The sequence below is a fragment of the Bacteroides caecicola genome (assembly GCF_023337095.1).
Lineage (GTDB): Bacteria > Bacteroidota > Bacteroidia > Bacteroidales > Bacteroidaceae > Phocaeicola > Phocaeicola gallinarum.
Map to the genome: position 1 here is coordinate 191,291 of NZ_JAMBLM010000006.1, position 22,201 is coordinate 213,491.

Sequence of the window (22,201 nt, forward strand, 5' to 3'; positions counted from 1 at the left end):
TGCGAAGTTTCAATTCTCTCAAATTAAAATTACTAACTCAATACAAGAAAGGGTTACCGCGTGATGCGGCAACCCTTTTTGTTTATTGCAATACAGGACTTTACTCTTTATCATATTCGCTCTTCCGTTTCGGATTCATCGGGAACCATCCTTTTTTTACCCGTTCGCGTTGTTCGAACAGCTCTTTGATGGTCCAGAATGAGGAAAACGAGAATACACCCAGCAGTGAGGAAAACACAAGGTTATGAACCATTACCGAACCAATGATACCTGCCACCCCCAGTAACAGGAACAGCCACCAGCATCGTGTGCCCCAGTAATATTCCGCTTTCACCACCACCGGATGAAACAGCCCGATAATGAGGAACGTACAAATTCCCACTACGATGCCGCCTATGTGATAATCAGCCATCCACTCCGTCATTCGTCTTCTCCTTTACGGATGGGGATTTCTTTCTTGATGCTCTGCTCTAAAGAAATCAAGGTTTCGGTAGCCGTTACGCCGGGAATTTCTTGAATTTTCGAGTTCAGCAAATCCATCAGATGTTCGTTGTCGGTAGAATATAGTTTGGTCAGCATGGTGTACGGACCCGTTGTGAAGTGACATTCCACGATTTCAGGGATTTTCTTCAGTTCGGCTACCACGCTTTTATACATCGAGCCTCTTTCCAATTTGATACCTACATAAGTACACGTGCTGTATCCCAAGCTCTTAGGATTCACATGATAGCCTGAGCCGATGATGACTCCCAAATCAATCAGGCGCTGAACACGCTGGTGGATGGCTGCACGCGAAACTCCGCATTCGGCAGCCACATCCTTAAACGGAATACGGGCGTTCTGCGAAATGATTTCCAGAATCTGCCTGTCAAGTTTGTCAATTTTTTCCATAAACTAAAATTGTCTTGTTACATATCATTTTGTAAGCAAATGTAGAAAAACTTTTTTATTATTCTGATATTTTGCTGTAAAAAACGTATTTTTTCATGGAAAAAGAATAAACATTTCGCTTATTGGTCTGTCTGCTTCCGTATATCCGATATTTTTCTTCGTCTTTCAAAAGAAAAAGTATCGCTGTGGGCATCTAAATATTCTAACAAGGCGAGTGACTTTCGGAAAAACATTTTCCGTTCCGTTTCTTCCGTTTTTATGGTTCCGTGGTAATATATCAGGTCGGCAAGCATCTCCAAGCGGGGGAGGAATTCCTTCGGTTTATAGGTTTCACGCAGGAAATTCAGAATCTCGTCTGCGCTCCGTCCGTAGAAAAACGTGTCCGGTTTACCGAAGTAAGCGGTATACATCTGTCCGAACTCCGCCTGAATCGTTGCGGGTTCTTTTTTGTTGCGCGACTCGATGAGCTTTTCCAATGCTTCGAAAAACTGGCGGATGAGGCGCATGATATAATCTCTCTCTAACATACTGTGTTTACTGATTATTCAGATACTTGCACAGTTGCTCCACGGCACGTGCGCGGTGGCTGATTTTGTTTTTTTCTTCGTTGCCCATTTCGGCAAACGTTTCGGTATATCCTTCGGGGACGAATATAGGGTCATAGCCGAAGCCTGAATCTCCGCGTTTTTCTTCGATGATGCTGCCCTTTACGATGCCTTCAAACAAATGTTTTTCTCCGCTTTCAATCAGGCAGATGGCGGTACGGAAACGGGCGTTTCGGTTGGCAATGCCCTTCAGTTCGGCAAGCAGTTTCTTCATGTTGGCTTCCGAGTCGTGTCCCTCGCCTCCGGCGTAACGGGCGGAATACACACCCGGCGCTCCGTTAAGCGCCTCTACTTCCAGTCCGGTGTCGTCGGCAAAACAGTCCAGTCCGTAATGCTGGTAAATATATTCGGCTTTCAGTGCGGCATTCCCCTCCAACGTATCTGCCGTTTCGGGAATGTCGGCATCACACCGGATGTCTTTCAGGCTCAGAACCTCTACTTTGCTGCCCAAAATGGCACGGATTTCGTCCAACTTGTGGGCATTGTTTGTTGCAAAAACCAATTTCTTCATGATGTATATCCTTTGTTTTTGCAAAGGTAAAGAAAACAAAGGATAATCGAAAGCCGATGTTTCGGTTATGCGTGGCAAAGCGTGGTCTGCAATACCGAAAAGAAATCTTCGCCATCGTAATAATACGTCTGCCGGTAGCGGTCGTATGCCACGTCTACTTTCAGGTCGTAGCGGAAGTAGCTCAGATATTTTCCCAACTGCGACCGCGAGAGTCCTACTTTTTCGGCAAACTCTTCCGGTGTTCCCGTGCCCTGCCGGTAAATCAGGTTATGGATAAGACAAAGTTTATCAAAAGATATACATCTCATAATGGTAGTTTTTCGTTGTTTCTAAAATGTAATGTAAATTGTGTTCTTAAGATTAAAATCGGTTTATTTATCCCCGTTTTACCATTTAATTGTTACAAAAGTAGAAATAGAATTGATAATATACAAAAGACCGACATAGATAATAGAAAAATTTAAACGACAGGCTCTTAATTCTTTTATTCCATACATTTTTCATATCCGGCCGACAAATTTATCAAAATGTCCCGAATAAGTTTATAACCCGGCAGAGCGAGTTATACGACCCGGCAGGGTGGGTTATATAACCCGGCATGGTGAGTTATACAACCCCGCAAGTGGGTTATAAAAATCATGCAGTGAAACAGTTAAACCAATCCTTATCCGTTCTAATCTTTATCCATACGGGCGTAAATTATTAAACCAATATCCTACGAACGGATTGGAAGGGTTTACATTTGTTCCTGAAAAAACAAACGAGATATGAAAATTCACAGACTGATTCTGATAGCAATGTTGTTTATAACCTCTTATCCGCTTTATTCGCAAACGGTAAGAGGAAAGATAGTAGATGCGGATAACCAGCCGCTTCCGTATGCCAACGTAGTATTACTGTCATTACCGGATTCTGCATTTGTTACCGGAACGGTGAGCGATGAGCAGGGCGTATTCTCCTTACCGGCTCATGAAGCCGGCGGACTTCTTCGTTTTTCTTCCATCGGCTACACCACGGCGTATAAGCCGTGTGAGGTTCCGGATTTGGGCATCATCCGATTAGAGTCTGATGCGCAACTGCTAGGCGAAGTGGTGGTAAAGGCAAATCTGCCCGTTACACGTATGCAGGGCGATGCGTTGGTAACCAACGTGCAAAACAGCGTACTCAGCAAGGCGGGGTCTGCCAACGATGTGTTGGGCAAGATTCCCGGCATCACCAAACAGAAGGATGGGTTCGAGGTGTTCGGCAAAGGTACTCCGCTGATTTACATCAACGGACGCAAGGTGCGCGACTTGTCGGAACTGGAGCAACTGAATTCCGATGAAATAAAAAGTGTGGAGGTTATCCGCAACCCCGGTGCGCGTTACGACGCAACGGTGAAAGCCGTAGTGCGCATCCGTACAGCGAAACGTCAGGGAGACGGCTTGGGTTTCAACCTCCGCTCCAGTTACTATCAGTCGGAAAATGTTGACCTGACAGACCAACTGAACTTGAATTACCGGCATAACGATTGGGACGTTTTCGCTTCGGTGGAATATCAGAAGCAGAAGGTTGAACAACAGTCGGACATCAACCAGACGGTGGTAGGGACAGACCGATGGAACCATAATGACGATATGCGGGTGGAAGACAGCCGGCAAAAGATTCGCGCCGACGTGGGAGTAAACCGCCTCATCAACGAAGCCCACTCGCTGGGTATCAAATATACCATAAATAAAGATTTCGATTTCCTGAATACTTCGGAAGACAACAACTTAGTACAAGTGAACGGTACGGAATATGATTATCTGAACTCTTATCGTACAGACCGGGCGAAGTATAAACCGGGTCATGCGCTGAGTGCCTATTATAACGGAAAGATAAACCAAACCACATTAGACTTCAATGCTGATTATTATCAAGACGGGTACGACCGTAATTCGGTGGTAAACGAGACGAGTGCCGAAACCGAAAATAGGGATGTTCACTCGCTTAATCAGGTCAGCAATAAGTTGGTTGCCGCCAATCTTACCCTTTCTTTTCCGCTTTTCAACGGAAGTTTTGCCGTAGGAAGCGAAGCCACCTATACCCATCGAGAAGACAATTACCTGAACGAAGAAGACTACGTACCGACTTCGCTGAGCAAAATCAAAGAAATCAATGCCACCGCTTTTGCCGAATACAGCAAGTCTTTTCCCTTCGGAAGCCTTGCACTGGGACTGCGTTACGAGCATGTGAAATTCAATTACTATGAAGACAACAAGCGCATGGACGACCAAAGCCGCACGTTCGACAACCTGTTTCCACACGCATCGTTCGACACCCGGATAGGGCAGGTGCAGGCACAACTGAGTTATACCTCGAAAACGGTACGCCCTTCTTACCGCAACCTGAGCAACAACATCAGCTATGTAAACCGCTACACCCTGCAAACGGGAAATCCTGCCATCCGTCCTACCATCATTCACGATGTAACGCTTTCCGGCGTATGGCGTTTCATGCAATTCACCATGTCGTATATCCGACAAAAAGACTGGATTATGTATTGGGCAGACCTTCAACAGGCAGACGGTTCACAAATCATGATACGTTACAAAAACTTCGATGAGGCTGTGCCTTTGTTCAGCGCTTTCCTGTCGGCTTCGCCTAAAATTGGATGCTGGTCGCCGGTATGGAGCGTAGGCGTACAGAAACAATGGCTGACCATCGAGTCGAACGGAATTCCCATACGGATGAATCAACCCTTGTATATCGGTACTTTCAACAACACGTGGGAACTTCCTGCAGATTTCATGTTGGGCTTGGACGTGCGTGTACGGAGCAAGGGCGATTACCAAAACATATATCTGAATCATGCCACCAACAACGTAGACGTATCGGTATGTAAAAGTTTCTTGAACGATGCGCTTAGCATCGAGTTGCGGGGTACGGACTTGTTTCATAAGAACCGGGAATACAACTTGCTGCGGTGTGGCTATTATACCATTCACCAAGAAAACAGATTCGACAGCCGACAGTTTGTACTGACCTTGCGCTATAAGTTCAACTCTACCAAGAGCAAGTATCGCGGCACAGGGGCAGGACAAGAACAAAGAAAACGTATGTAATATCCACATTTAATACTGAAATTATGAAGAGAGCCTTATGTTTATCTGCCTTTGCACTTTTAGTTTCTATCATCGCGTATGCACAGAATTTCTCACTGAAGGGAGAGGTGACAGACAAGAACCGGCAAGCAATCTCGTATGCTTCCATTGCCCTGTTGAAACCGGACAGCACAACCCTTGTGGGAGGTACGATAAGCGATGACAACGGACAGTTTACACTCGCCGATGTCAAGCCCGGCAACTACGTGATTTCTGTCAGTTTCATGGGATATAAGTCGCATAAAGAACTGATTAAGGTTGCCTCTTCTCAAACACTCTCATTCACGTCAGAAAGGCATACAATACAGCGCGCTGATAGTAAACACGTATGAGGATACCTACAATTTCCGCCAAGTAAAACTTACGGTAACCTATCGCTTTAACATGACAAAGAGCAAGTATAAGGGAACGGGAGCGGCAAACGAGGAAATACGTCGGTTATAAAGCATGTATCGTTTGGGATGAAATCTTACGAAAAGGGCTGCATCCACGAATGATGCAGCCCTCTCTTCCTCTTTTTATGAAGACAAAAAATTAGATAAATATTAAGAGCCTGTTTAAATTTTCCGATAAGTTGTTTTTATCAGCTTCCCTTTGAGTTTGTTTCCGGTCTGTTTCCTCGTTTTCATCCTCGAAAACAATTCCAAACTAAAGCCGAGCAAAATTTAAACAAACTCTAAGCAAGCAGCTCTTTTACTTTGGCTGAGATGGCGCGACCTTCCGCCAGTCCGGCAAGTTCCTTAGAAGCCACACCCATTACTTTGCCCATGTCTTTTCCGCTGGTAGCTCCTACGCGGGCAATGATTTCTTTCAGTTTCACTTCAAGTTCTTCGGCAGACAACTGTTTCGGCAGGTAAGTCTCGATGACACGCACCTGAGCCATTTCCTCTTCGGCAAGGTCGGCACGTCCCTGACCTTCGTACACGGCAGCCGAATCTTTACCTTGTTTTACCAATTTCTGCATGATTTTCAGTGCAGCCTCATCGGTCAGCGTATCGTTTGCACCCGGAGCTGTTTTAGCTTCGAGGAAAAACTTCTTTACGTTACGCAAGGTTTCAAGACGAACCTTGTCTTTGGCTTTCATAGCCTCTTTGATATCGTTGCTGATTTGTTCAAATAAATCCATAGTCTTTTTGTATTTAGCTGTTATTCGTTAAAATGTAATCGTCATTGAGTCGGCGCTTCCGTTCTCACCCTTGTGGATAGAAATTTCTTCCGCCGTAGCTTTGGTCTGAATGGCTTCCAGTTCCGATTTGGTCCGCTTATAGGTAGGAGTGGTTTCCACCATGCTGATGATATCGTCGTTATTCAGGTCGTCCGGACTGAAGATGTACGAGTGACGGCGGCGCGGTTTCCGGTTGTTCCGATGGATACTGTCACCGTAATACTGCGAGCGGCGTTCGTCGTTCTTCTGTTCTTTCTCCTCCTGTTCTTCCAAACGTTTCTGTTCTTCGGCAGTAATGCGTACTTCCATTCCCGGAACAGCCTTGATGCCGAATCCGGTAGCCAAGATGGTGAATTTCACCTTCCGCTCCAGCGAATCGTCGATATACAATCCCCACTTGGTTTCTACGTCGGAACTGAAACGAGTCATAAACTCATGTACTTCGTTCATTTCCTCCATCATCAACTCGTTGTTGCTTGCGCTGTATGAGATATTGAAAAGAATCTTCTTCGAGTTGAAGATGTCGTTATTATTCAGCAGCGGAGAGTGAAGCGCATCGTTGATAGCCTGCGTTACTCGTCCTTCGCCTTCACCGTAACCGGTACTCATGATAGCCACACCACCGTCTTTCAGTACCGTCTTCACATCGTTGAAGTCGAGGTTGATATTACCACGTACGGTAATGATTTCGGCAATGCTTTTGGCGGCAACCGACAAGGTATCGTCTGCCTTACCAAAGGCGTTCAGCACACTGATGTCTGAATACACATCGCGCAAGCGTTCGTTATTGATAACCAGCAGGGCATCGACGTGCTTGCTCATCTCTTCCACGCCGTCCAGTGCTTGGTCGATTTTCTTGTTTCCTTCGAATAAGAACGGAATGGTAACGATACCCACGGTAAGAATGCCCATTTCCTTTGCGGTTTTGGCGATGATAGGTGCGGCTCCGGTACCGGTTCCTCCACCCATTCCTGCCGTGATGAACACCATTTTACATCCGTCGTTCAGCATATCTTTAATGCTTTCGATACTCTCTTGAGCCGCTGCACGTGCACGTTCCGGACGGTTACCCGCTCCCAATCCTTCATGTCCCAACTGGAGCTTGATGGGGACGGGCGATTCGTCGAGTGCTTGGTTATCGGTATTACAAATCACAAACGTTACGTCGTGTATACCTTCACGGTACATGTGGTTGACGGCATTTCCACCGCCTCCGCCTACACCGATTACTTTGATGATATGGGGTGCGTCTTTCGGAAAATTGAAAGGCATGTTAATTTCGTCAGACATAATGTATTATTTATTTTTATGCGGTGAATACTTGTTTTATTTCTTGGTTGAATCGTCATCCCAAATCTCTCTCAACATTTTCTCTCTAAAGCGACTGAACCATTTGTTCTCCTTTTTATCGGCTTTGATGCTTTCTTCCATTTGGTCGATTTCCGCCATCTTTTCCGAAATTCTCATTGCACGAGCCAAGTCCACTTGTTCGAGCGCCTCTTTATATGATTTTTCTTTTTTTAGGCGTGCAGCTTCCGACAAGTATTTGTTACACTCATCCAAGCGTTTCTGCGCACGTTCTTTCTCTTGCTGCTCTTTCTGTTGCAAAAGTAGCTTCTGACGTGCTTCATCCGCGCGTCTTTTGTTTTCTTCTTCCGCCTTTCGTATCTGTTCTTGCAACAGTTCTTCTTTTTTCTTATCCTCCTCCTGCTGGTCGAACATGTTAATCTGCTTATGCGGATCTACCTTACAGCAGTTGTCTTTTCCCGCTGCCAGCAATCCTACAAGCGTATTCTGCGTACCGTCTTCGCGCAAAGCGATTCCTCCGCTTACGGCAATTTGTCCGCTCCGTGCGATGCGGATTTTGTCAATCTTGGTAGTGCGTCTGAAAGCCTTCTCGATGTCTGGCAGGTTCGAGCCGCCTCCGGTGAGGATGATTCCCGCCATCAGCTTGTCGTTGTAGGTAGAAAGTTTTATCTGATTCCACACATTGTCGATAATTTCTGTCACACGGGCTTCGATGATATCGTCTAACACACTGGCACGGATGCTGTATTTGCCTTCTACCGTATATTCTTGGTCAACGTCTTCCTCTTCGCTATCGGCAGCCTCGATACAGGCTTTTCCGTAGTGCAACTTCAGTTGCTCGGCATCTTCTTCTTCGATTTGCTGACTGCAAATATCCTTTGTTATGTTGCTGCTGCCCAAAGGTATTACGGCAAGATGGCGCAATATTTTATTCTTGTATACAGAAACCGTGGTGGTGTCTGCCCCTAAGTCGACCAGCGCACAACCCGAACGGATTTCGTTTTCATTCAGTACCGCATTGGCAGTAACCAATGGCGAGAGCAGGTAATCGGCTATTTCATAACCTGCCAAGCGGAAGCACTGTTTGATGTTACTTTTCAGCGTATGTCTGCCAATGATATTCAGGTAACGTCCTTCGATGAAGTTGGTAGAAACTCCTACCGGTTCAGTCAGCAGGCTGTTGCCCACTTTATATTCTTGTACCTCTACCGCGAGGATTTCCTGATCAATCAGCGGCACTTCTTTATTGCTTTGCATCAGGCTGTCTACCAATGCTTGCGAAATTTTGGTTTCTTCGCCTAATTGCTTTGATACCGTGTTCCGAATGCTTCTGACGGATTGTCCGCCTACCCCTACATACACTTTCTTGATTGAAGCCTGAAGCTGTTTCTCCAGTTCTTTGATAACCGAAGTAAGGCTCTGCGTCGTTTTATCCAGATTATAGATTGCTCCTTTTTTGATACAGTCTGAAGAATGTTCGGCGGCATACGCAAGAACCTGTATGCTCCCGTCGGCATTCTTCTTTCCTGCAATGCCGGTAATCTCAGTAGATCCCAGTTCGATTGCTGCTATAAACTCCGTTGCTGCCATATCTTGCTTCTATTTTTTTGTACAAATAATCTGATTGTTAAACTCTACGCTGATGCGACTGTACTTGTTCCAGCCCACCCGATTCAGCGCCTCTTTATAAAAGGTTTGCAATTTACTGAATTTTTCTTGATAATCACCGCCTTTTCCAAGAAAAAGAATATGATCGCCTACACGGGGAACAATTTCGAGTTCTTGTTTGGGCGTTACGTTGATTTGTTCCACTTGTGCGTTCCAGAAAGGATCAGTCTGCAGAAATTTACCCAAGCTATATAATTCGGTTTGGGCGTATTTGCGGTCGATGAAGCCGGTGGCTATCGGCACATGGATGGATTGTCCGGGCGATGCCATGATTTTCCCTTCATCGTCTACATAATAATTATCTCCATTACTGCTGAAAACATGCAACAGGGGAATGCGTTGGTAGATTTCAATGCCTACTTTTCCGCCCGAAGTAAGATAACACTCTGCTTCGCGGACGAACGGATGGTGTGAAAGCACATCCTCCAACGCACGTACGTTAATGGTTCCTGTGGCTTTTCCTTCCGGATAAACCTGTTTTTTCTTCAAAAGTTGTATGATGCCTTTCTCGGTAATGAATCCGTAGTTTACCTTGTCTTTCACTACAAGCTCCACCCCTTTGCAAATCCGGTCATCGGGTTTGCGGTTAAACGCCGTTACTGCCACCACCAAGTATGCCGACAATACAAATACGATACAGACTGTTAAAATCCGCTTTATCATCTGTTATTCAACAATTCATATATTTGTGGAACATAATTATCAATATCTCCCGCTCCCAGCGTAATCAATACTTCGAGCGGAAGGCTTTTCAGCATGTCGAGCAAGTCTTCTTTCCGGCACATATACTTTTTCATGTCCGGACGAAGGTTATCATAAATCAGTTGCGAAGTTACACCCGGAATAGGCTGTTCGCGTGCCGGATAGATATCCAGCAGAATCACCTCATCCAACAACGAAAGGCTATCGGCAAAGTCTTGATAGAAATCTCGCGTGCGGGTGTACAGGTGGGGCTGAAAAACAGCCGTAATCTTTTTATCCGGATAAAGCATACGGATAGAAAGAATGCTTTGGCGGATTTCTGCCGGATGATGGGCATAATCGCTTAAAAAAACAATATGTTCATTTTTTATCTTGAAGTCGAAGCGGCGGTCTACGCCTTTGAAGGTTGCCATTGCCTGACGGATTTCTTCGGGATTCGCTCCGCCAATCTGAGCCAGTGCCATTGCCGCAATACCGTTTTCGATGTTGATGTAAACAGGAACACCCAACCGGATATCTGAAATGTTACCCAGCGGAGAAACGTAGTCGAAATAAATCTCACCGTTCGATATGCGGACGTTTTCGGCATGAAAATCGCCCTCTTTTTCCGAATAGGTATAAACCGTTACACCCAGCTGAACGTCGGGTTGCAGCTCCAGCCCTTGCTTGATAATCAGATAGCCGCCCGGCTGAATCAGTGAGGTATATTTGCGGAAACTTTCCAAGTAAGCCTCCCGCGTGCCGTAAATGTCCAGATGGTCAGAGTCAACAGCCGTAATAACAGTGGCATACGGTGTGAGCCAGTGGAAAGAACGGTCGAACTCATCGGCCTCGATAACCACGTAATCGCTTTCGGAGGAAAGCAGCAGATTGGTTCCGTAGTTCTTTGATATGCCTCCCAAGAAGGCGTTACACCCTACATGCGACTGATGAAGCAGGTGAGCAGCCATCGTCGAGGTGGTAGTCTTACCGTGCGTGCCAGCCACACACATTCCTTTTTCCGTATGGGTCAACATGCCCAATACCTGCGCCCGCTTCTTGATTTCGAAGTGATGCTCGTTGAAATAAACCAACTCCTGATGGGTGGCAGGGATAGCCGGTGTATAAACCACCAGCGTCTTCGCCGGATTAAGGAAATCGGCGGGTATAAGCGAAACGTTTTCTTCGTAATGGATGGCAGCACCTTCGGCTATCAGCTTTTCGGTCAGCTCGGTAGGGGTGCGGTCATACCCGCCCACTTTCTTTCCTTTCGAGAGAAAATAGCGGACTAAGGCACTCATCCCGATGCCTCCGGCTCCGATGAAATAAACTGCCTCAATGGTATTAACGTTCATGTTTGTCTTTATAGTTTAATGCCAACTTATAGACTTCGGCGGCAATGACGTCTGCCGAATCTCTGAAAGCCAGCTTAGCAATGTTCGTACTCAATTTTTTTAATGTTTCGGGCTGGTTGACCGCTTTTACGGCTTCGTCGAGCAACTTGTCGGCAGCCTCACTGTCTTTTACGTAAAGGGCGGCATCCTTGTTTACCAGCGCCAGCGCGTTTTTTGTCTGATGGTCTTCTGCCACATTGGGCGAAGGAACCAAGATTACCGGTTTTTCCAACAGGCAGAGTTCCGAAATCGAACCGGCTCCTGCGCGGCTGATTACCAAATCGGCGGCACGGTAAGCCGTAGCCATGTCTGCAATAAAGTCTGTTACGTAAAGCATGGGCAGTTCGCCGGCCTGTCTCACTGCTGCTTTAGCCTCATCAATATAAAATTTACCCGTTTGCCAGATAAACTGTACACCGGATGCTTTTATTTTCTCCAGCCCTTGCATTACACAGCGGTTGATGGTACGTGCCCCCAAACTCCCCCCGATAATCAATACGGTTTTCTTTGTGGTATCAAGCCCGAACGAACGGACAGCTTCTTCACGGCTTAGTTTTGTGTCGAGCAGATTCTGCCGGACGGGATTACCTGTCAAGATGATTTTATTTTTATCGAAAAAACGCTCCATGCCTTCGTAAGCCACACAAATCTTGGCGGCTTGCTTAGCCAGTAGTTTATTTGTAACACCTGCATACGAGTTTTGTTCTTGCAGCAAGGTAGGGATTCCCATGCTTCCTGCCACTTTCAGCGTAGGACCGCTGGCATATCCTCCCACGCCCACGGCTGCATGTGGCTTGAAATCTTTGATTATCTTACGAGCTTTCAGTTGGCTGCGCACCAATTTAACCAACACACCGATGTTCTTCAACAAATGTTTCCGGTCGAATCCGGCTACCGGAAGTCCGATAATCCGATATCCGGCGGCTGGAACGCGCTGCATCTCCATGCGCCCCTCGGCACCCACAAACAGTATTTCCGTATCAGGGTGTTGCTTCTTCAAGGCGTTGGCAATGGATACAGCCGGGAATATATGTCCTCCCGTTCCTCCTCCGCTGATAATTATGCGCACATTTTTTTCCATCTTTTACTTTTTTTGCAAAGGTAAAAATAAACTTCTAAATTGGTTAATTAAGAGGCAGTTTTAATTTTCCAATAAAGCGTCTTGTCATACTTTTTCCAGCTCTCCGACACACGGCAGGTATTATCTTGGTATACGGACCGGATTTTTTACGTTCGTACCGGCATGTCCGACTGTGAACCGTTGTATTTCCCTCATACACAGTGCGGCCCTATTTTGCCGGAAGCATAAAAAAACGCTACCCGTAAAACCAGTCTGTTCTATGGGTAGCGTCGGGCAATTCTACCGCAAGGAATGAGCAACGCTAACGTTAGTTTTTCCCGACGCATGAATTGGAAGATTTTCTGTCTGTTCTTTCACCGGACGGAAAGATGCTAACGGGTTTGATAAGTTAAAATATTTTTACCGGAAAGGTCGCGGTACAGGTTGCAAAGTCATCCCTCGGAAAGGCGGACGGGAACGGTCATGAAACACGCATCCCAAGCGCCTTGTTCTCGGCAGCCTCCATGATTTCACGCTCGCCCGGCCCCTTGTCATTGATGCCGCAAAGGTGAAGGATGCCGTGGATGATAACGCGATGCAACTCCATATCGTACTCCGCGCCAAACTGCTCGGCATTGGTACGAACGGTGTCAAGACTGATGAAAAGGTCGCCCGCAATGCGGTTTCCCTCGCAGTAATCAAACGTAATGATATCCGTGTAGTAATCGTGTTGCAGGTACTGGCGGTTCACCTCCAATATCTTTTCGTCGGAACAGAAAATGTAAGCGATTTCGCCCACACGTTTTCCGTACGTTGCAGCCACGGCTTTAATCCATGCCGTAGTCTCACTTTGATTGATGGCAGGCATTTCCACGCCCTCGGTCTGATAAGTAATCATCATATATTCAGATTAATGAAAAAACATGTAACAGATGAAAATAGCCGCAATAACCCCGGCAAGGTCGGCAAGTAACCCGCACGAAACGGCATGGCGCGTACGCACGACGCCTACACTGCCGAAATAAACGGCAAGAATGTAAAAAGTAGTATCGGTGGCTCCCTGAAAGATACATGCCAGTCGCCCCACAAACGAATCTGCACCATACGTACTCATGGCATCTACCATCAGCCCGCGCGCCCCGCTTCCGCTCAGCGGTTTCATCAGTGCAGTAGGCAGCGCACCCACAAAATCGCTATCCATCCCGCACCACTCAACCAGCCGGGCTATACCTTGTGTCAGATAATCCATGCACCCCGACGCGCGAAACACTCCGATAGCCACAAGGATTGCCACCAGATAGGGAATGATGCGGACGGCAGTAGAAAAGCCCTCCTTCGCCCCTTCGATAAACGCATCGTAAACGTTGATTTTTTTTCTGACTCCTGCCAGAATAAATCCAATGATAATCGTGAAAAGCAACACGTTGGCGGTTGTGGTAGAATAAACATCTATTTGCTCGCGCGGCAGCGTGCTGAAAAAATAAATCAAAAGAGCGATAAACAGACTCGCCCCGCCTAAAAACAGAAGGACGGTACGGTTAAACAAGTTGATGCGCTGGTACAGACTGACTGCAACAATGCCTGCCAGCGTGGAAAAGAATGTGGCAAGCAGGATAGGAACAAATACATCCGTGGGTTGAGCCGCCCCCAACTGTGCACGGTAAACCATGATGCTGATAGGAATCAGCGTGAGCCCTGAAGTATTCAGCACCAAAAACATTATCATCGGATTACTTGCCGTATCTTTGCGCGGATTAAGAGCTTGCAGCCCTTCCATCGCTTTCAGCCCCAACGGTGTGGCAGCATTGTCCAGCCCCAACATGTTGGCAGCAAGATTCATAAAGATACTTCCCGTAACGGGATGCCCTTTCGGGATGTCGGGGAAAAGTTTGGAGAATAACGGGCTCAGCATACGCGACAGCCAGTTCACCACTCCTCCCAGTTCGCCTATCTTCATAATACCCATCCAGAGCGACAGTACCCCCGTCAGTCCCAATGAGATTTCAAACGCCGTTTTCGACGATTCGAACGTAGAGTTGATAATAGTCGGAAATACTTCCGTATCACCCAAACATACCAATCGCACCAGCGCCACTATAAAGGCAAGGGCGAAAAAAGCTATCCAAATGTAATTCAATACCATGTGTTATGTTACTTTGTCCGCAAAAGTAAAGATTTTATCGGTTAGTTTTATAGTGATAACCGAAAAACCTATAACTTTGTTTCATGAAACCATTCCGTTTGCGTCATCTCCGCCTTGCGGTGGGAGCGATATTATTTGCCGGCATCCTGCTGTTCCGCTTCATTCCCGGAGCCGGAGAGGTATATGCCCGGACGTTTTATCCCGTCATCTCGTCCGTGCTTTCAGCCGTAGCCTCAACAGTGCCGGTATTGCTTGAAGAAGTGCTGGTTATCGGGGCAGGCGCAGGATTACTGATTTACCCTTTTGCGGCACGTCGGCACGGATGGAAACACATTGTTTTCCGCGAAGCCGAAATAATTGCATGGATTTACATCTGGTTTTACTGGGGATGGGGAATGAATTATTTCCGTGACGATTTCTATCAGCGGGCAAACGTAACCCCCGTTGCTTATCGCGAAGAAGACTTCCGCCGCTTCTTGCATACCTATACCGAAAAGCTGAACAAGGCTTACGTCGCCTTACCCTCGTCGTTCGAAGTCCGGACGGCAGAAGAAGAAATCAAAGAAATTTATCGCACGTTGCCCGCACATTTCGGCTTGGCTGAGCCCCGCTCCTTCCAACATCCCAAACGTTCGCTGATGGACGGGCTTTATTCCTCGGTGGGCGTGCTGGGTTACATGGGTCCCTTTTTTGCCGAATCCTATATTAATAAATGTATGAAAGCAGATGCATTTACATACGCCCACGAACTGTCACACTGGTTAGGAGTGAGCAGCGAAGCCGAAGCGAATTTCTGGGCATATCAGGTATGCTTGCGCTCGGCTGATGCCGCCATCCGCTATCAAGGCTACTTCGGTCTGCTGCCTTACGTGTTGACCAACGCAAACAGCCTGTTATCCCAACATGAATTTGAGGCATGGTTACAAACTCTCCGCCCAGAAATAACAGCCGATTACCGGAAACTCCGCCAACTCCGTGCCCGATTATACAGTCCGCTCGTAGGTTCGATTCAAGACACCGTTTACGACTGGTATCTGAAAAGTAACCGAATATCATCCGGACAGAAAAACTATGCCGAAGTTATCGGCATGATTTTGTCTGTGCAAGAAGAGTGGAGGTACTGAAATTCCATAAAAATAACATCAATCTTTACAAAGAGCCTGATTCTTCGAATAAAAAGTATTATCTTTACAGCCTGAATTTTCATGTAGTAACGAACTGATGGGCATTATTATCAAGAAAGTAAGTTCAAAACAAGAACTAAAAACGTTTATTCGTTTTAATTACGAATTATATAAAAATAACCCCTATTCCGTACCCGATTTGTACGACGACATGCTGAATACTTTCAGCCAGAAAAAGAATGCTGCATTCGAGTTTTGCGAAGCCGATTACTTTTTAGCCTACAAAGACGGTAAAGTGGCGGGCCGTGTAGCTGCTATCATTAACCATCGTGCTAATGAAACATGGAATAAAAAAGAAGTAAGGTTCGGATGGATTGACTTTATAGATGATATGGAAGTGTCATCCGCTTTGCTGAAACAGGTAGAAGAGTGGGGAAAAGAACGCGGCATGGAGGCAATGGTCGGTCCGTTGGGCTTTACCGATTTAGACGCAGAAGGTATGCTGATCGAGGGTTACGACCAATTGAGCACCATGTCTACCATTTATAATTACCCGTATTATCCTGTACACATGGAGAAGTTGGGCTTTGAGAAAGAAGCCGACTGGGTGGAGTTTAAATTGATGGTGCCTGATAAGTTGCCCGATAAGTTCGTACGTATCTCCGAAATAATCCTCCAAAAATACAATCTGAAGATTAAAAAGCTGAAACGTAAAGAAATCAAGGAGAAGAATTACGGACAGAAAATATTCGACTTGATAAACGAAGCATACGCTCCTCTTTACGGCTTTTCAAAGATGACGCAAGGGCAGATTAACCAATATATAAAGATGTATCTTCCGCTGATCGACTTACGGATGGTATCGCTTGTAGAAAATGAACAGGGCGAACTGGTAGCTGTGGGTATATCGATGCCCTCGCTTTCAAAGGCTTTGCAGAAAGCTAAAGGACGGATGTTACCCTTCGGATGGTATCATCTGCTGAAAGCCTTATTCATAAAAAAGCCCAAGATACTCGATTTGCTGCTGGTAGGCGTTAAGCCGGAATATCAGAGCAAAGGAGTCAACGCCCTTCTGTTCTACGATTTGGTTCCCATCTATCAGCAAATGGGATTTGAATACGGCGAAAGTAATCCGGAGTTGGAAGTAAACAAAAAAGTACAGGCCCAATGGAGTGCATTCGAATCGGTACAGCATAAGCGCCGCAGAGCATTCCGCAAGAGTTTTTAAGCAGAGTCCGTCAATCCTATATAAAGTATAAGAAGAATGGAAGAGACTAACGAACAAATAACCAATCCGGTTTCATATACTGAGGAGAACATCCGCCACCTGAGCGATATGGAGCATGTGCGTACCCGTCCGGGTATGTACATCGGGCGTTTGGGCGATGGCTCGCAGGCGGAAGACGGCATTTATGTACTGCTGAAAGAAGTGATAGACAACTCGATTGATGAGTTCAAAATGGGAGCCGGAAAGCGTATCGACATCCAGATGGAAGATAATCTGCGTGTCTCCGTACGCGATTACGGACGCGGTATTCCGTTGGGAAGTCTGGTGGATGCCGTATCAATGCTGAACACAGGAGGTAAGTACGATACCAAAGCCTTCAAGAAGAGCGTCGGGCTGAACGGAGTGGGTGCAAAGGCTGTCAATGCACTAAGTTCACGCTTTGTGGCACGGAGCATACGCGACGGACAGATGCGCGAAGCCATTTTCGAACGTGGCAATTTGTTGAGCGACACCATGCAGGAAACCAATGAAGAAAACGGAACTTACATTTTCTTCGAACCGGACAATACCCTGTTTGTTAACTACCATTTCCGCCCGGAATTTATTGAAACCATGCTCCGGAATTATACGTATCTCAATACGGGGCTGGCTATTTACTACAATAATCACCGCATCATCAGCCGCAACGGACTGGAGGATTTGCTGAACGATAACATGACTTCGCAGGGATTATACCCCATTATCCACTTAAAAGGCGAAGACATCGAGATTGCTTTCACCCACAGCCCGCAATACGGCGAAGAATATTACTCGTTCGTAAACGGACAGCATACCACACAGGGAGGTACGCACCAAAGTGCCTTTAAAGAACATATCGCACGCACGATAAAAGAGTTCTATGGAAAAAACTTGGAATATCAGGATATCCGTAACGGACTGGTAGCTGCCATTGCCATTAATGTCATCGAACCCACGTTTGAGAGTCAGACCAAAATCAAGTTGGGTTCATTGACCATGGCTCCCGAAAAAGACTCAGAGGGAAATCCTTATCCGCTGTCGGGCGTAAGTGTCAACAAATTTGTAGGTGACTTCGTTAAAGAACAAGTAGATAATTATCTGCATAAACACGCAGACGTGGCGGAAGTCATGCTTCAGAAGATACAGGAATCGGAAAAAGAGCGCAAGGCTATTGCCGGTGTAACAAAGATTGCCCGCGAGCGTGCAAAAAAAGCCAACCTGCATAACCGCAAGCTGCGTGATTGCCGCATCCACTTGAACGATACGAAAGTCAGCAAGAAAGACGAGGAAGACGACCCCCGTCTGGAAAGTTCCATCTTCATTACCGAGGGAGATTCTGCAAGCGGTTCTATCACGAAAAGTCGCGATGTAAATACCCAAGCCGTATTCAGCCTGCGGGGAAAACCGCTTAACTCGTTCGGACTGACCAAAAAGGTGGTTTACGAGAATGAAGAATTCAATCTCCTACAAGCCGCTCTGAACATAGAAGACGGCTTAGACGGATTGCGTTATAATAAGGTTATCGTAGCTACCGATGCCGATGTAGACGGTATGCACATCCGCCTGTTGATGATAACGTTCTTCCTTCAGTTCTTCCCCGACTTGATAAAAAAAGGACACGTATACATTTTGCAAACCCCGCTTTTCCGCGTACGCAACCGCCGGAAAGGTGTGTATGAAACCCTTTACTGTTATTCGGAAGAAGAACGACTTGCTGCCATTGAGAAACTGTCGCCCAATCCGGAAATAACCCGTTTTAAAGGTCTGGGTGAGATTTCGCCCGAAGAATTCCGTAACTTCATCGGGAAAGACATGCGGTTAGAACAAGTAACGCTTCGGAAAACCGATGCCGTAAAAGAACTGTTGGAGTTTTACATGGGTAAAAATACAATGGAAAGACAGAATTTTATTATCGACAACCTTGTAGTTGAAGAAGACATAGTAAGCTAAACGAAACAAAACAATGAAAAGAGCAATATTCCCCGGAACATTCGACCCGTTTACCGTGGGACACTATTCCGTAGTCAAACGTGCGTTGACATTTATGGACGAAGTTATCATCAGTATCGGAATCAACGAAAGCAAACGCACATGGTTTCCTACGGAAAAGCGGTTAGACATGATTCGTAAACTATATGCTGATGATCCGCGGGTTAAAGTCATGGCTTACGACGGACTGACCATTGACTTTGCCATAGAACAAAATGCACAGGTCATTATTCGCGGTATCCGTACCGTACGCGATTTTGAATACGAGGAAACAATAGCCGATGTCAACCGCAAATTGTCCGGCATCGAAACCATCCTTCTGTTCACCGAACCCGAACTGACATCCGTCAGCTCCACCATCGTCCGCGAACTGCTTCAGTTCGGCAAAGACGTTACTCCATTCCTTCCTCAAGGAATGAAAATCTGACTCCTCTCCGGCTCCTTCAGAAATCAGCCATAAGACATAACAAAGGCATCGGCATGTTTTACCCAAGACAAGCCGATGCCTTTATTTATCATAACTTAGCGGATTACGTAGGGTTTTGAATAACAACTTTTGTTTTTTGGAACAATTATTTCCGCTATTCTCAATGCAGGGGCTTACTTTTGCATCAAACCCAATAGGCTTTTTGAATATCAATTGTAGTAACTAATACCAAAAACAAACGAAAACAATGAAAAAACTTACAACTGTAACTTTGCTTGCTATGGGGCTGTGTTGCCAACTTCAGGCTACAGATTTGTTTAAGCCGGTTCAAGAAACAGACTTGAGACTTCCATCTGTTCCGCTGGTAACTTCTGACCCTTATTTTTCTATCTGGTCGCCTTATGACAAACTGAACGAAGGAAGTACCAAACACTGGACAAACGATGAGAAATCATTAATAGGAGCCGTTCGTGTAGACGGAAAAGTATATCGGTTCATGGGAAAACAGGCACTCGAAGCATTGGTGTCAATGGCTGGTAGTGAGGCTTGGGAAGGCCATTATACTTTTGATGCGCCTCAAGGAGAATGGACAGCGCTGGATTATGCGGCAAATGGCTGGCAGAAAGGACAAGGGGCGTTCGGCACAAACGATATGCCTGCGGTACGCACCGGGTGGAACACGAAAGATATCTGGGTACGCCGCGAATTTAATCTGAATGAAATCCCGGCAAATGCCCCTATTTATTTGAAGTATTCACACGATGATGTGTTCGAACTTTACTTGAACGGCGAAAAATTGGTGGCTACGGATTACTGCTGGAGAAACAATGTGGTGTTGGAGCTGTCTGACAAAGTACGTGCCAAGATGCGCAAAGGGCAAAATGTTATCGCTGCGCATTGTCATAACACGACCGGAGGTGCTTACGTAGACTTCGGATTGTATACGACTAACCAGAAGACAGTGGAATTTGAGAATGCAGCCATCCAGAAATCGGTAGATGTATTGCCCACCCAAACTTACTATACGTTTACTTGCGGTCCGGTGGAACTCGACGTGGTTTTCACTGCCCCCATGCTGATTGACGATCTCGACCTGATTTCAACTCCCATAAACTATATTTCTTATCAGGCTACTTCTACCGATAAAAAAGCACACGACGTGCAGGTGTATATCGAAACAACTCCTCAACTCGCCGTAAACGAAATGACCCAGCCCACTAAAGCACAGGTTATCCGGAAAAACGGTATCAATTACGTTGAGGCAGGAAGTATCGATCAACCGATTACCGACCGAAAGGGAGACTTGATAAGCATCGATTGGGGATATGTGTATCTGGCTGGAAAAAACGGAGCAAATACTTCGGTCAGTTTAGGGAATTATGCCGACATGAAAGCGGCGTTCTCTACGCAAGGAGAACTGATGGCAGGACGGCGTGAAGTTATCACACGCAAAGCCGACGAAATGCCTGCAATGGCTTATATGGAAGATTTGGGTAATGTTTCTTCCACAGGGAAAAGCGGTTTCATGATGATTGGATACGATGATATCTACTCTGTCGAATACATGTACGAACGCCGGATGGCTTACTGGAAACACGACGGAAAGGTCAGCATTTTCGATGCTTTCGAGCGCGCGAAGGCAAACTATCAGAGCATCATGGAGCGTTGCCGCGATTTCGATGCCATGATTATGAAGGATGCCGAGAAAGCCGGAGGCAAGAAATACGCCGAAATCTGTGCGGCTTCTTATCGCCACGTGATGGCTGCCCACAAATTGTTTACCGACAAAGAAGGCAACTTACTGTTCTTCTCAAAAGAAAATAACAGTAACGGATGCATCAATACGGTAGACCTTACTTATCCTTCTGCTCCTTTGTTCCTTGTTTACAATCCCGACTTGATGAAAGGCATGATGACAAGTATCTTTGAATACAGTGCAAGCGGAAGATGGAACAAGCCTTTCCCGGCACACGATTTGGGTACTTACCCGATAGCCAACGGGCAAGTATATGGTGGCGACATGCCGATTGAAGAAGGCGGAAACATGGTGATTCTGGCTGCTGCCGTAGCCAAAGCCGAAGGAAATGCCGATTATGCAAAAAGATATTGGGACTTGCTTACCATCTGGACCAACTATCTGGCAGAGTATGGTCAAGACCCCGAAAATCAGTTGTGTACCGATGACTTTGCCGGACACTGGGCACATAACGCTAACCTTTCGGTTAAGGCAATCATGGGAGTGGCAGCTTACAGCGAAATGGCTAAAATGTTAGGCATGGACGAAGTTGCCGAAACCTATATGACGAAAGCGCGAAACATGGCAAAGAAATGGATGGAAATGGCAAGCGAAGGAGACCATTACCGTCTGGCATTCGACCGCCCCAATACATGGAGCCAGAAATATAACATGGTATGGGATAAGATGTGGGGATTGAATCTGTTTCCGGGCGTAATGGAAAAAGAATTGAAATATTATCTGACCAAACAAAATCCTTTCGGTCTACCGCTGGACAGCCGGAAAGAATATACCAAATCTGATTGGATTATGTGGACAGCTTCCATGTCGGAAGATATGGAAACATTCCAACAGTTCATTAACCCATTATATAAATATGTCAACGAGACGACAACCCGCGTGCCTATCAGCGACTGGCATCATACCGACAGTGGCGAATGGGTAGGCTTCCGCGCCCGTTCGGTTATCGGTGGATATTGGATGAAGGTATTGATGGATAAAATGCAAGAAAAACAGTAACATATAGGCACATAAAACGCTACCGCTTGCGTTGGCCTGCACATGCGGATGTTTTCATTAACACTACCGCATACACGGACCAACGCAAGCGGTAATGTTTTTAATTAGT

20 protein-coding genes are annotated in these 22,201 nt (G+C 46.2%); 7 read left to right on the top strand and 13 right to left on the bottom strand.

What is annotated here, in order from left to right:
* Nucleotides 1–100: 100 nt before the first annotated feature.
* The 5 genes from M3085_RS08000 to M3085_RS08020 all read right to left on the bottom strand — a co-directional run bounded on the left by M3085_RS08000 (nucleotide 101) and on the right by M3085_RS08020 (nucleotide 2,315).
* Nucleotides 101–424, bottom strand: coding sequence for a DUF4491 family protein (locus tag M3085_RS08000; RefSeq protein WP_178256249.1), 324 nt, complete (start codon nucleotides 422–424; stop codon nucleotides 101–103).
* Nucleotides 421–891 carry an Lrp/AsnC family transcriptional regulator gene (locus M3085_RS08005; RefSeq protein WP_178256250.1) on the bottom strand — a complete coding sequence of 157 codons (471 nt, stop codon included), beginning with the start codon at nucleotides 889–891 and terminating at the stop codon, nucleotides 421–423. Before M3085_RS08005 ends, M3085_RS08000 begins: the two co-directional genes overlap by 4 nt.
* Nucleotides 892–1,010: 119 nt before the next feature.
* Complete coding sequence (locus tag M3085_RS08010; RefSeq protein WP_249052746.1) at nucleotides 1,011–1,418, bottom strand: hypothetical protein; 408 nt, start codon at nucleotides 1,416–1,418, stop codon at nucleotides 1,011–1,013.
* A 7-nt stretch (nucleotides 1,419–1,425) separates the two neighbouring features.
* Nucleotides 1,426–2,010, bottom strand: a complete 585-nt coding sequence (locus tag M3085_RS08015) for a non-canonical purine NTP diphosphatase (RefSeq protein WP_249052769.1) — start codon at nucleotides 2,008–2,010, stop codon at nucleotides 1,426–1,428.
* A 62-nt stretch (nucleotides 2,011–2,072) separates the two neighbouring features.
* On the bottom strand, nucleotides 2,073–2,315 hold the full coding sequence (locus M3085_RS08020; RefSeq protein WP_178256252.1) for a helix-turn-helix domain-containing protein: 243 nt from the start codon (nucleotides 2,313–2,315) through the stop codon (nucleotides 2,073–2,075).
* A gap of 459 nt (nucleotides 2,316–2,774) precedes the next feature.
* Here M3085_RS08020 and M3085_RS08025 point away from each other — a divergent pair, with 459 nt between their 5' ends.
* Together M3085_RS08025 and M3085_RS08030 are read left to right on the top strand one after the other, a co-directional pair.
* The gene (locus M3085_RS08025; RefSeq protein WP_249052748.1) at nucleotides 2,775–5,093 is read left to right on the top strand and encodes an outer membrane beta-barrel family protein; all 2,319 of its coding nucleotides are present in this window, start codon (nucleotides 2,775–2,777) and stop codon (nucleotides 5,091–5,093) included.
* A gap of 23 nt (nucleotides 5,094–5,116) precedes the next feature.
* Nucleotides 5,117–5,464 (top strand): carboxypeptidase-like regulatory domain-containing protein, encoded by a 348-nt coding sequence (locus M3085_RS08030; RefSeq protein WP_249052749.1) that lies wholly within the window; start codon nucleotides 5,117–5,119, stop codon nucleotides 5,462–5,464.
* Nucleotides 5,465–5,808: 344 nt separating this feature from the next.
* On the opposite strand, the gene M3085_RS08035 is transcribed toward M3085_RS08030, so the two are convergent.
* From M3085_RS08035 to M3085_RS08070, 8 genes are all read right to left on the bottom strand, one after another.
* Entirely contained in the window at nucleotides 5,809–6,258 is a 450-nt protein-coding gene (locus M3085_RS08035; protein WP_191710865.1) for a GatB/YqeY domain-containing protein, read from the bottom strand.
* Between the two features lie 27 nt (nucleotides 6,259–6,285).
* Nucleotides 6,286–7,587 carry a cell division protein FtsZ gene (gene ftsZ, locus M3085_RS08040; RefSeq protein ID WP_178257305.1) on the bottom strand — a complete coding sequence of 434 codons (1,302 nt, stop codon included), beginning with the start codon at nucleotides 7,585–7,587 and terminating at the stop codon, nucleotides 6,286–6,288.
* Between the two features lie 36 nt (nucleotides 7,588–7,623).
* Nucleotides 7,624–9,195, bottom strand: a complete 1,572-nt coding sequence (ftsA, locus tag M3085_RS08045; RefSeq protein WP_249052750.1) for a cell division protein FtsA — start codon at nucleotides 9,193–9,195, stop codon at nucleotides 7,624–7,626.
* 9 nt (nucleotides 9,196–9,204) lie between these two features.
* Nucleotides 9,205–9,936, bottom strand: coding sequence for a cell division protein FtsQ/DivIB (locus M3085_RS08050; RefSeq protein ID WP_178257307.1), 732 nt, complete (start codon nucleotides 9,934–9,936; stop codon nucleotides 9,205–9,207).
* Entirely contained in the window at nucleotides 9,933–11,309 is a 1,377-nt protein-coding gene (gene murC / locus M3085_RS08055) for a UDP-N-acetylmuramate--L-alanine ligase (protein WP_249052751.1), read from the bottom strand. Before murC ends, M3085_RS08050 begins: the two co-directional genes overlap by 4 nt.
* Nucleotides 11,299–12,429, bottom strand: coding sequence for an undecaprenyldiphospho-muramoylpentapeptide beta-N-acetylglucosaminyltransferase (murG, locus tag M3085_RS08060; RefSeq protein ID WP_249052753.1), 1,131 nt, complete (start codon nucleotides 12,427–12,429; stop codon nucleotides 11,299–11,301). The genes murC and murG overlap by 11 nt, the downstream gene beginning before the upstream one ends.
* 460 nt (nucleotides 12,430–12,889) lie before the next feature.
* Complete coding sequence (ybeY, locus tag M3085_RS08065; RefSeq protein WP_249052755.1) at nucleotides 12,890–13,309, bottom strand: rRNA maturation RNase YbeY; 420 nt, start codon at nucleotides 13,307–13,309, stop codon at nucleotides 12,890–12,892.
* A 9-nt stretch (nucleotides 13,310–13,318) separates the two neighbouring features.
* Nucleotides 13,319–14,551, bottom strand: coding sequence for a nucleoside recognition domain-containing protein (locus M3085_RS08070; RefSeq protein ID WP_178257311.1), 1,233 nt, complete (start codon nucleotides 14,549–14,551; stop codon nucleotides 13,319–13,321).
* Nucleotides 14,552–14,634: 83 nt separating this feature from the next.
* Here M3085_RS08070 and M3085_RS08075 point away from each other — a divergent pair, with 83 nt between their 5' ends.
* The 5 genes from M3085_RS08075 to M3085_RS08095 all read left to right on the top strand — a co-directional run bounded on the left by M3085_RS08075 (nucleotide 14,635) and on the right by M3085_RS08095 (nucleotide 22,092).
* Nucleotides 14,635–15,675, top strand: coding sequence for a DUF3810 domain-containing protein (locus tag M3085_RS08075; protein WP_249052757.1), 1,041 nt, complete (start codon nucleotides 14,635–14,637; stop codon nucleotides 15,673–15,675).
* A gap of 97 nt (nucleotides 15,676–15,772) precedes the next feature.
* Nucleotides 15,773–16,903: an N-acetyltransferase gene (locus M3085_RS08080; protein ID WP_178257313.1), complete on the top strand. Its 1,131-nt coding sequence runs from the start codon at nucleotides 15,773–15,775 to the stop codon at nucleotides 16,901–16,903.
* Nucleotides 16,904–16,939: 36 nt separating this feature from the next.
* A complete protein-coding gene (locus M3085_RS08085; protein ID WP_204501020.1) occupies nucleotides 16,940–18,871 on the top strand; it encodes a DNA topoisomerase IV subunit B in 1,932 nt (643 codons plus the stop codon).
* A gap of 13 nt (nucleotides 18,872–18,884) precedes the next feature.
* Nucleotides 18,885–19,337 (top strand): pantetheine-phosphate adenylyltransferase, encoded by a 453-nt coding sequence (coaD, locus tag M3085_RS08090; RefSeq protein WP_178257224.1) that lies wholly within the window; start codon nucleotides 18,885–18,887, stop codon nucleotides 19,335–19,337.
* 247 nt (nucleotides 19,338–19,584) lie between these two features.
* Nucleotides 19,585–22,092: a glutaminase domain-containing protein gene (locus M3085_RS08095; protein WP_249052758.1), complete on the top strand. Its 2,508-nt coding sequence runs from the start codon at nucleotides 19,585–19,587 to the stop codon at nucleotides 22,090–22,092.
* Nucleotides 22,093–22,201 lie beyond the last annotated feature (109 nt).

Bases quoted from the DNA above. Each gene is read 5' to 3' on its own strand.
- M3085_RS08000 (WP_178256249.1), bottom strand. From the start codon at position 424: ATGACGGAGTGGATGGCTGATTATCACATAGGCGGCATCGTAGTGGGA.
- M3085_RS08005 (WP_178256250.1), bottom strand. From the start codon at position 891: ATGGAAAAAATTGACAAACTTGACAGGCAGATTCTGGAAATCATTTCG.
- M3085_RS08010 (WP_249052746.1), bottom strand. From the start codon at position 1,418: ATGTTAGAGAGAGATTATATCATGCGCCTCATCCGCCAGTTTTTCGAA.
- M3085_RS08020 (WP_178256252.1), bottom strand. From the start codon at position 2,315: ATGAGATGTATATCTTTTGATAAACTTTGTCTTATCCATAACCTGATT.
- M3085_RS08025 (WP_249052748.1), top strand. From the start codon at position 2,775: ATGAAAATTCACAGACTGATTCTGATAGCAATGTTGTTTATAACCTCT.
- M3085_RS08030 (WP_249052749.1), top strand. From the start codon at position 5,117: ATGAAGAGAGCCTTATGTTTATCTGCCTTTGCACTTTTAGTTTCTATC.
- M3085_RS08035 (WP_191710865.1), bottom strand. From the start codon at position 6,258: ATGGATTTATTTGAACAAATCAGCAACGATATCAAAGAGGCTATGAAA.
- ftsZ (WP_178257305.1), bottom strand. From the start codon at position 7,587: ATGTCTGACGAAATTAACATGCCTTTCAATTTTCCGAAAGACGCACCC.
- ftsA (WP_249052750.1), bottom strand. From the start codon at position 9,195: ATGGCAGCAACGGAGTTTATAGCAGCAATCGAACTGGGATCTACTGAG.
- M3085_RS08050 (WP_178257307.1), bottom strand. From the start codon at position 9,936: ATGATAAAGCGGATTTTAACAGTCTGTATCGTATTTGTATTGTCGGCA.
- murC (WP_249052751.1), bottom strand. From the start codon at position 11,309: ATGAACGTTAATACCATTGAGGCAGTTTATTTCATCGGAGCCGGAGGC.
- murG (WP_249052753.1), bottom strand. From the start codon at position 12,429: ATGGAAAAAAATGTGCGCATAATTATCAGCGGAGGAGGAACGGGAGGA.
- ybeY (WP_249052755.1), bottom strand. From the start codon at position 13,309: ATGATGATTACTTATCAGACCGAGGGCGTGGAAATGCCTGCCATCAAT.
- M3085_RS08070 (WP_178257311.1), bottom strand. From the start codon at position 14,551: ATGGTATTGAATTACATTTGGATAGCTTTTTTCGCCCTTGCCTTTATA.
- M3085_RS08075 (WP_249052757.1), top strand. From the start codon at position 14,635: ATGAAACCATTCCGTTTGCGTCATCTCCGCCTTGCGGTGGGAGCGATA.
- M3085_RS08080 (WP_178257313.1), top strand. From the start codon at position 15,773: ATGGGCATTATTATCAAGAAAGTAAGTTCAAAACAAGAACTAAAAACG.
- M3085_RS08085 (WP_204501020.1), top strand. From the start codon at position 16,940: ATGGAAGAGACTAACGAACAAATAACCAATCCGGTTTCATATACTGAG.
- coaD (WP_178257224.1), top strand. From the start codon at position 18,885: ATGAAAAGAGCAATATTCCCCGGAACATTCGACCCGTTTACCGTGGGA.
- M3085_RS08095 (WP_249052758.1), top strand. From the start codon at position 19,585: ATGAAAAAACTTACAACTGTAACTTTGCTTGCTATGGGGCTGTGTTGC.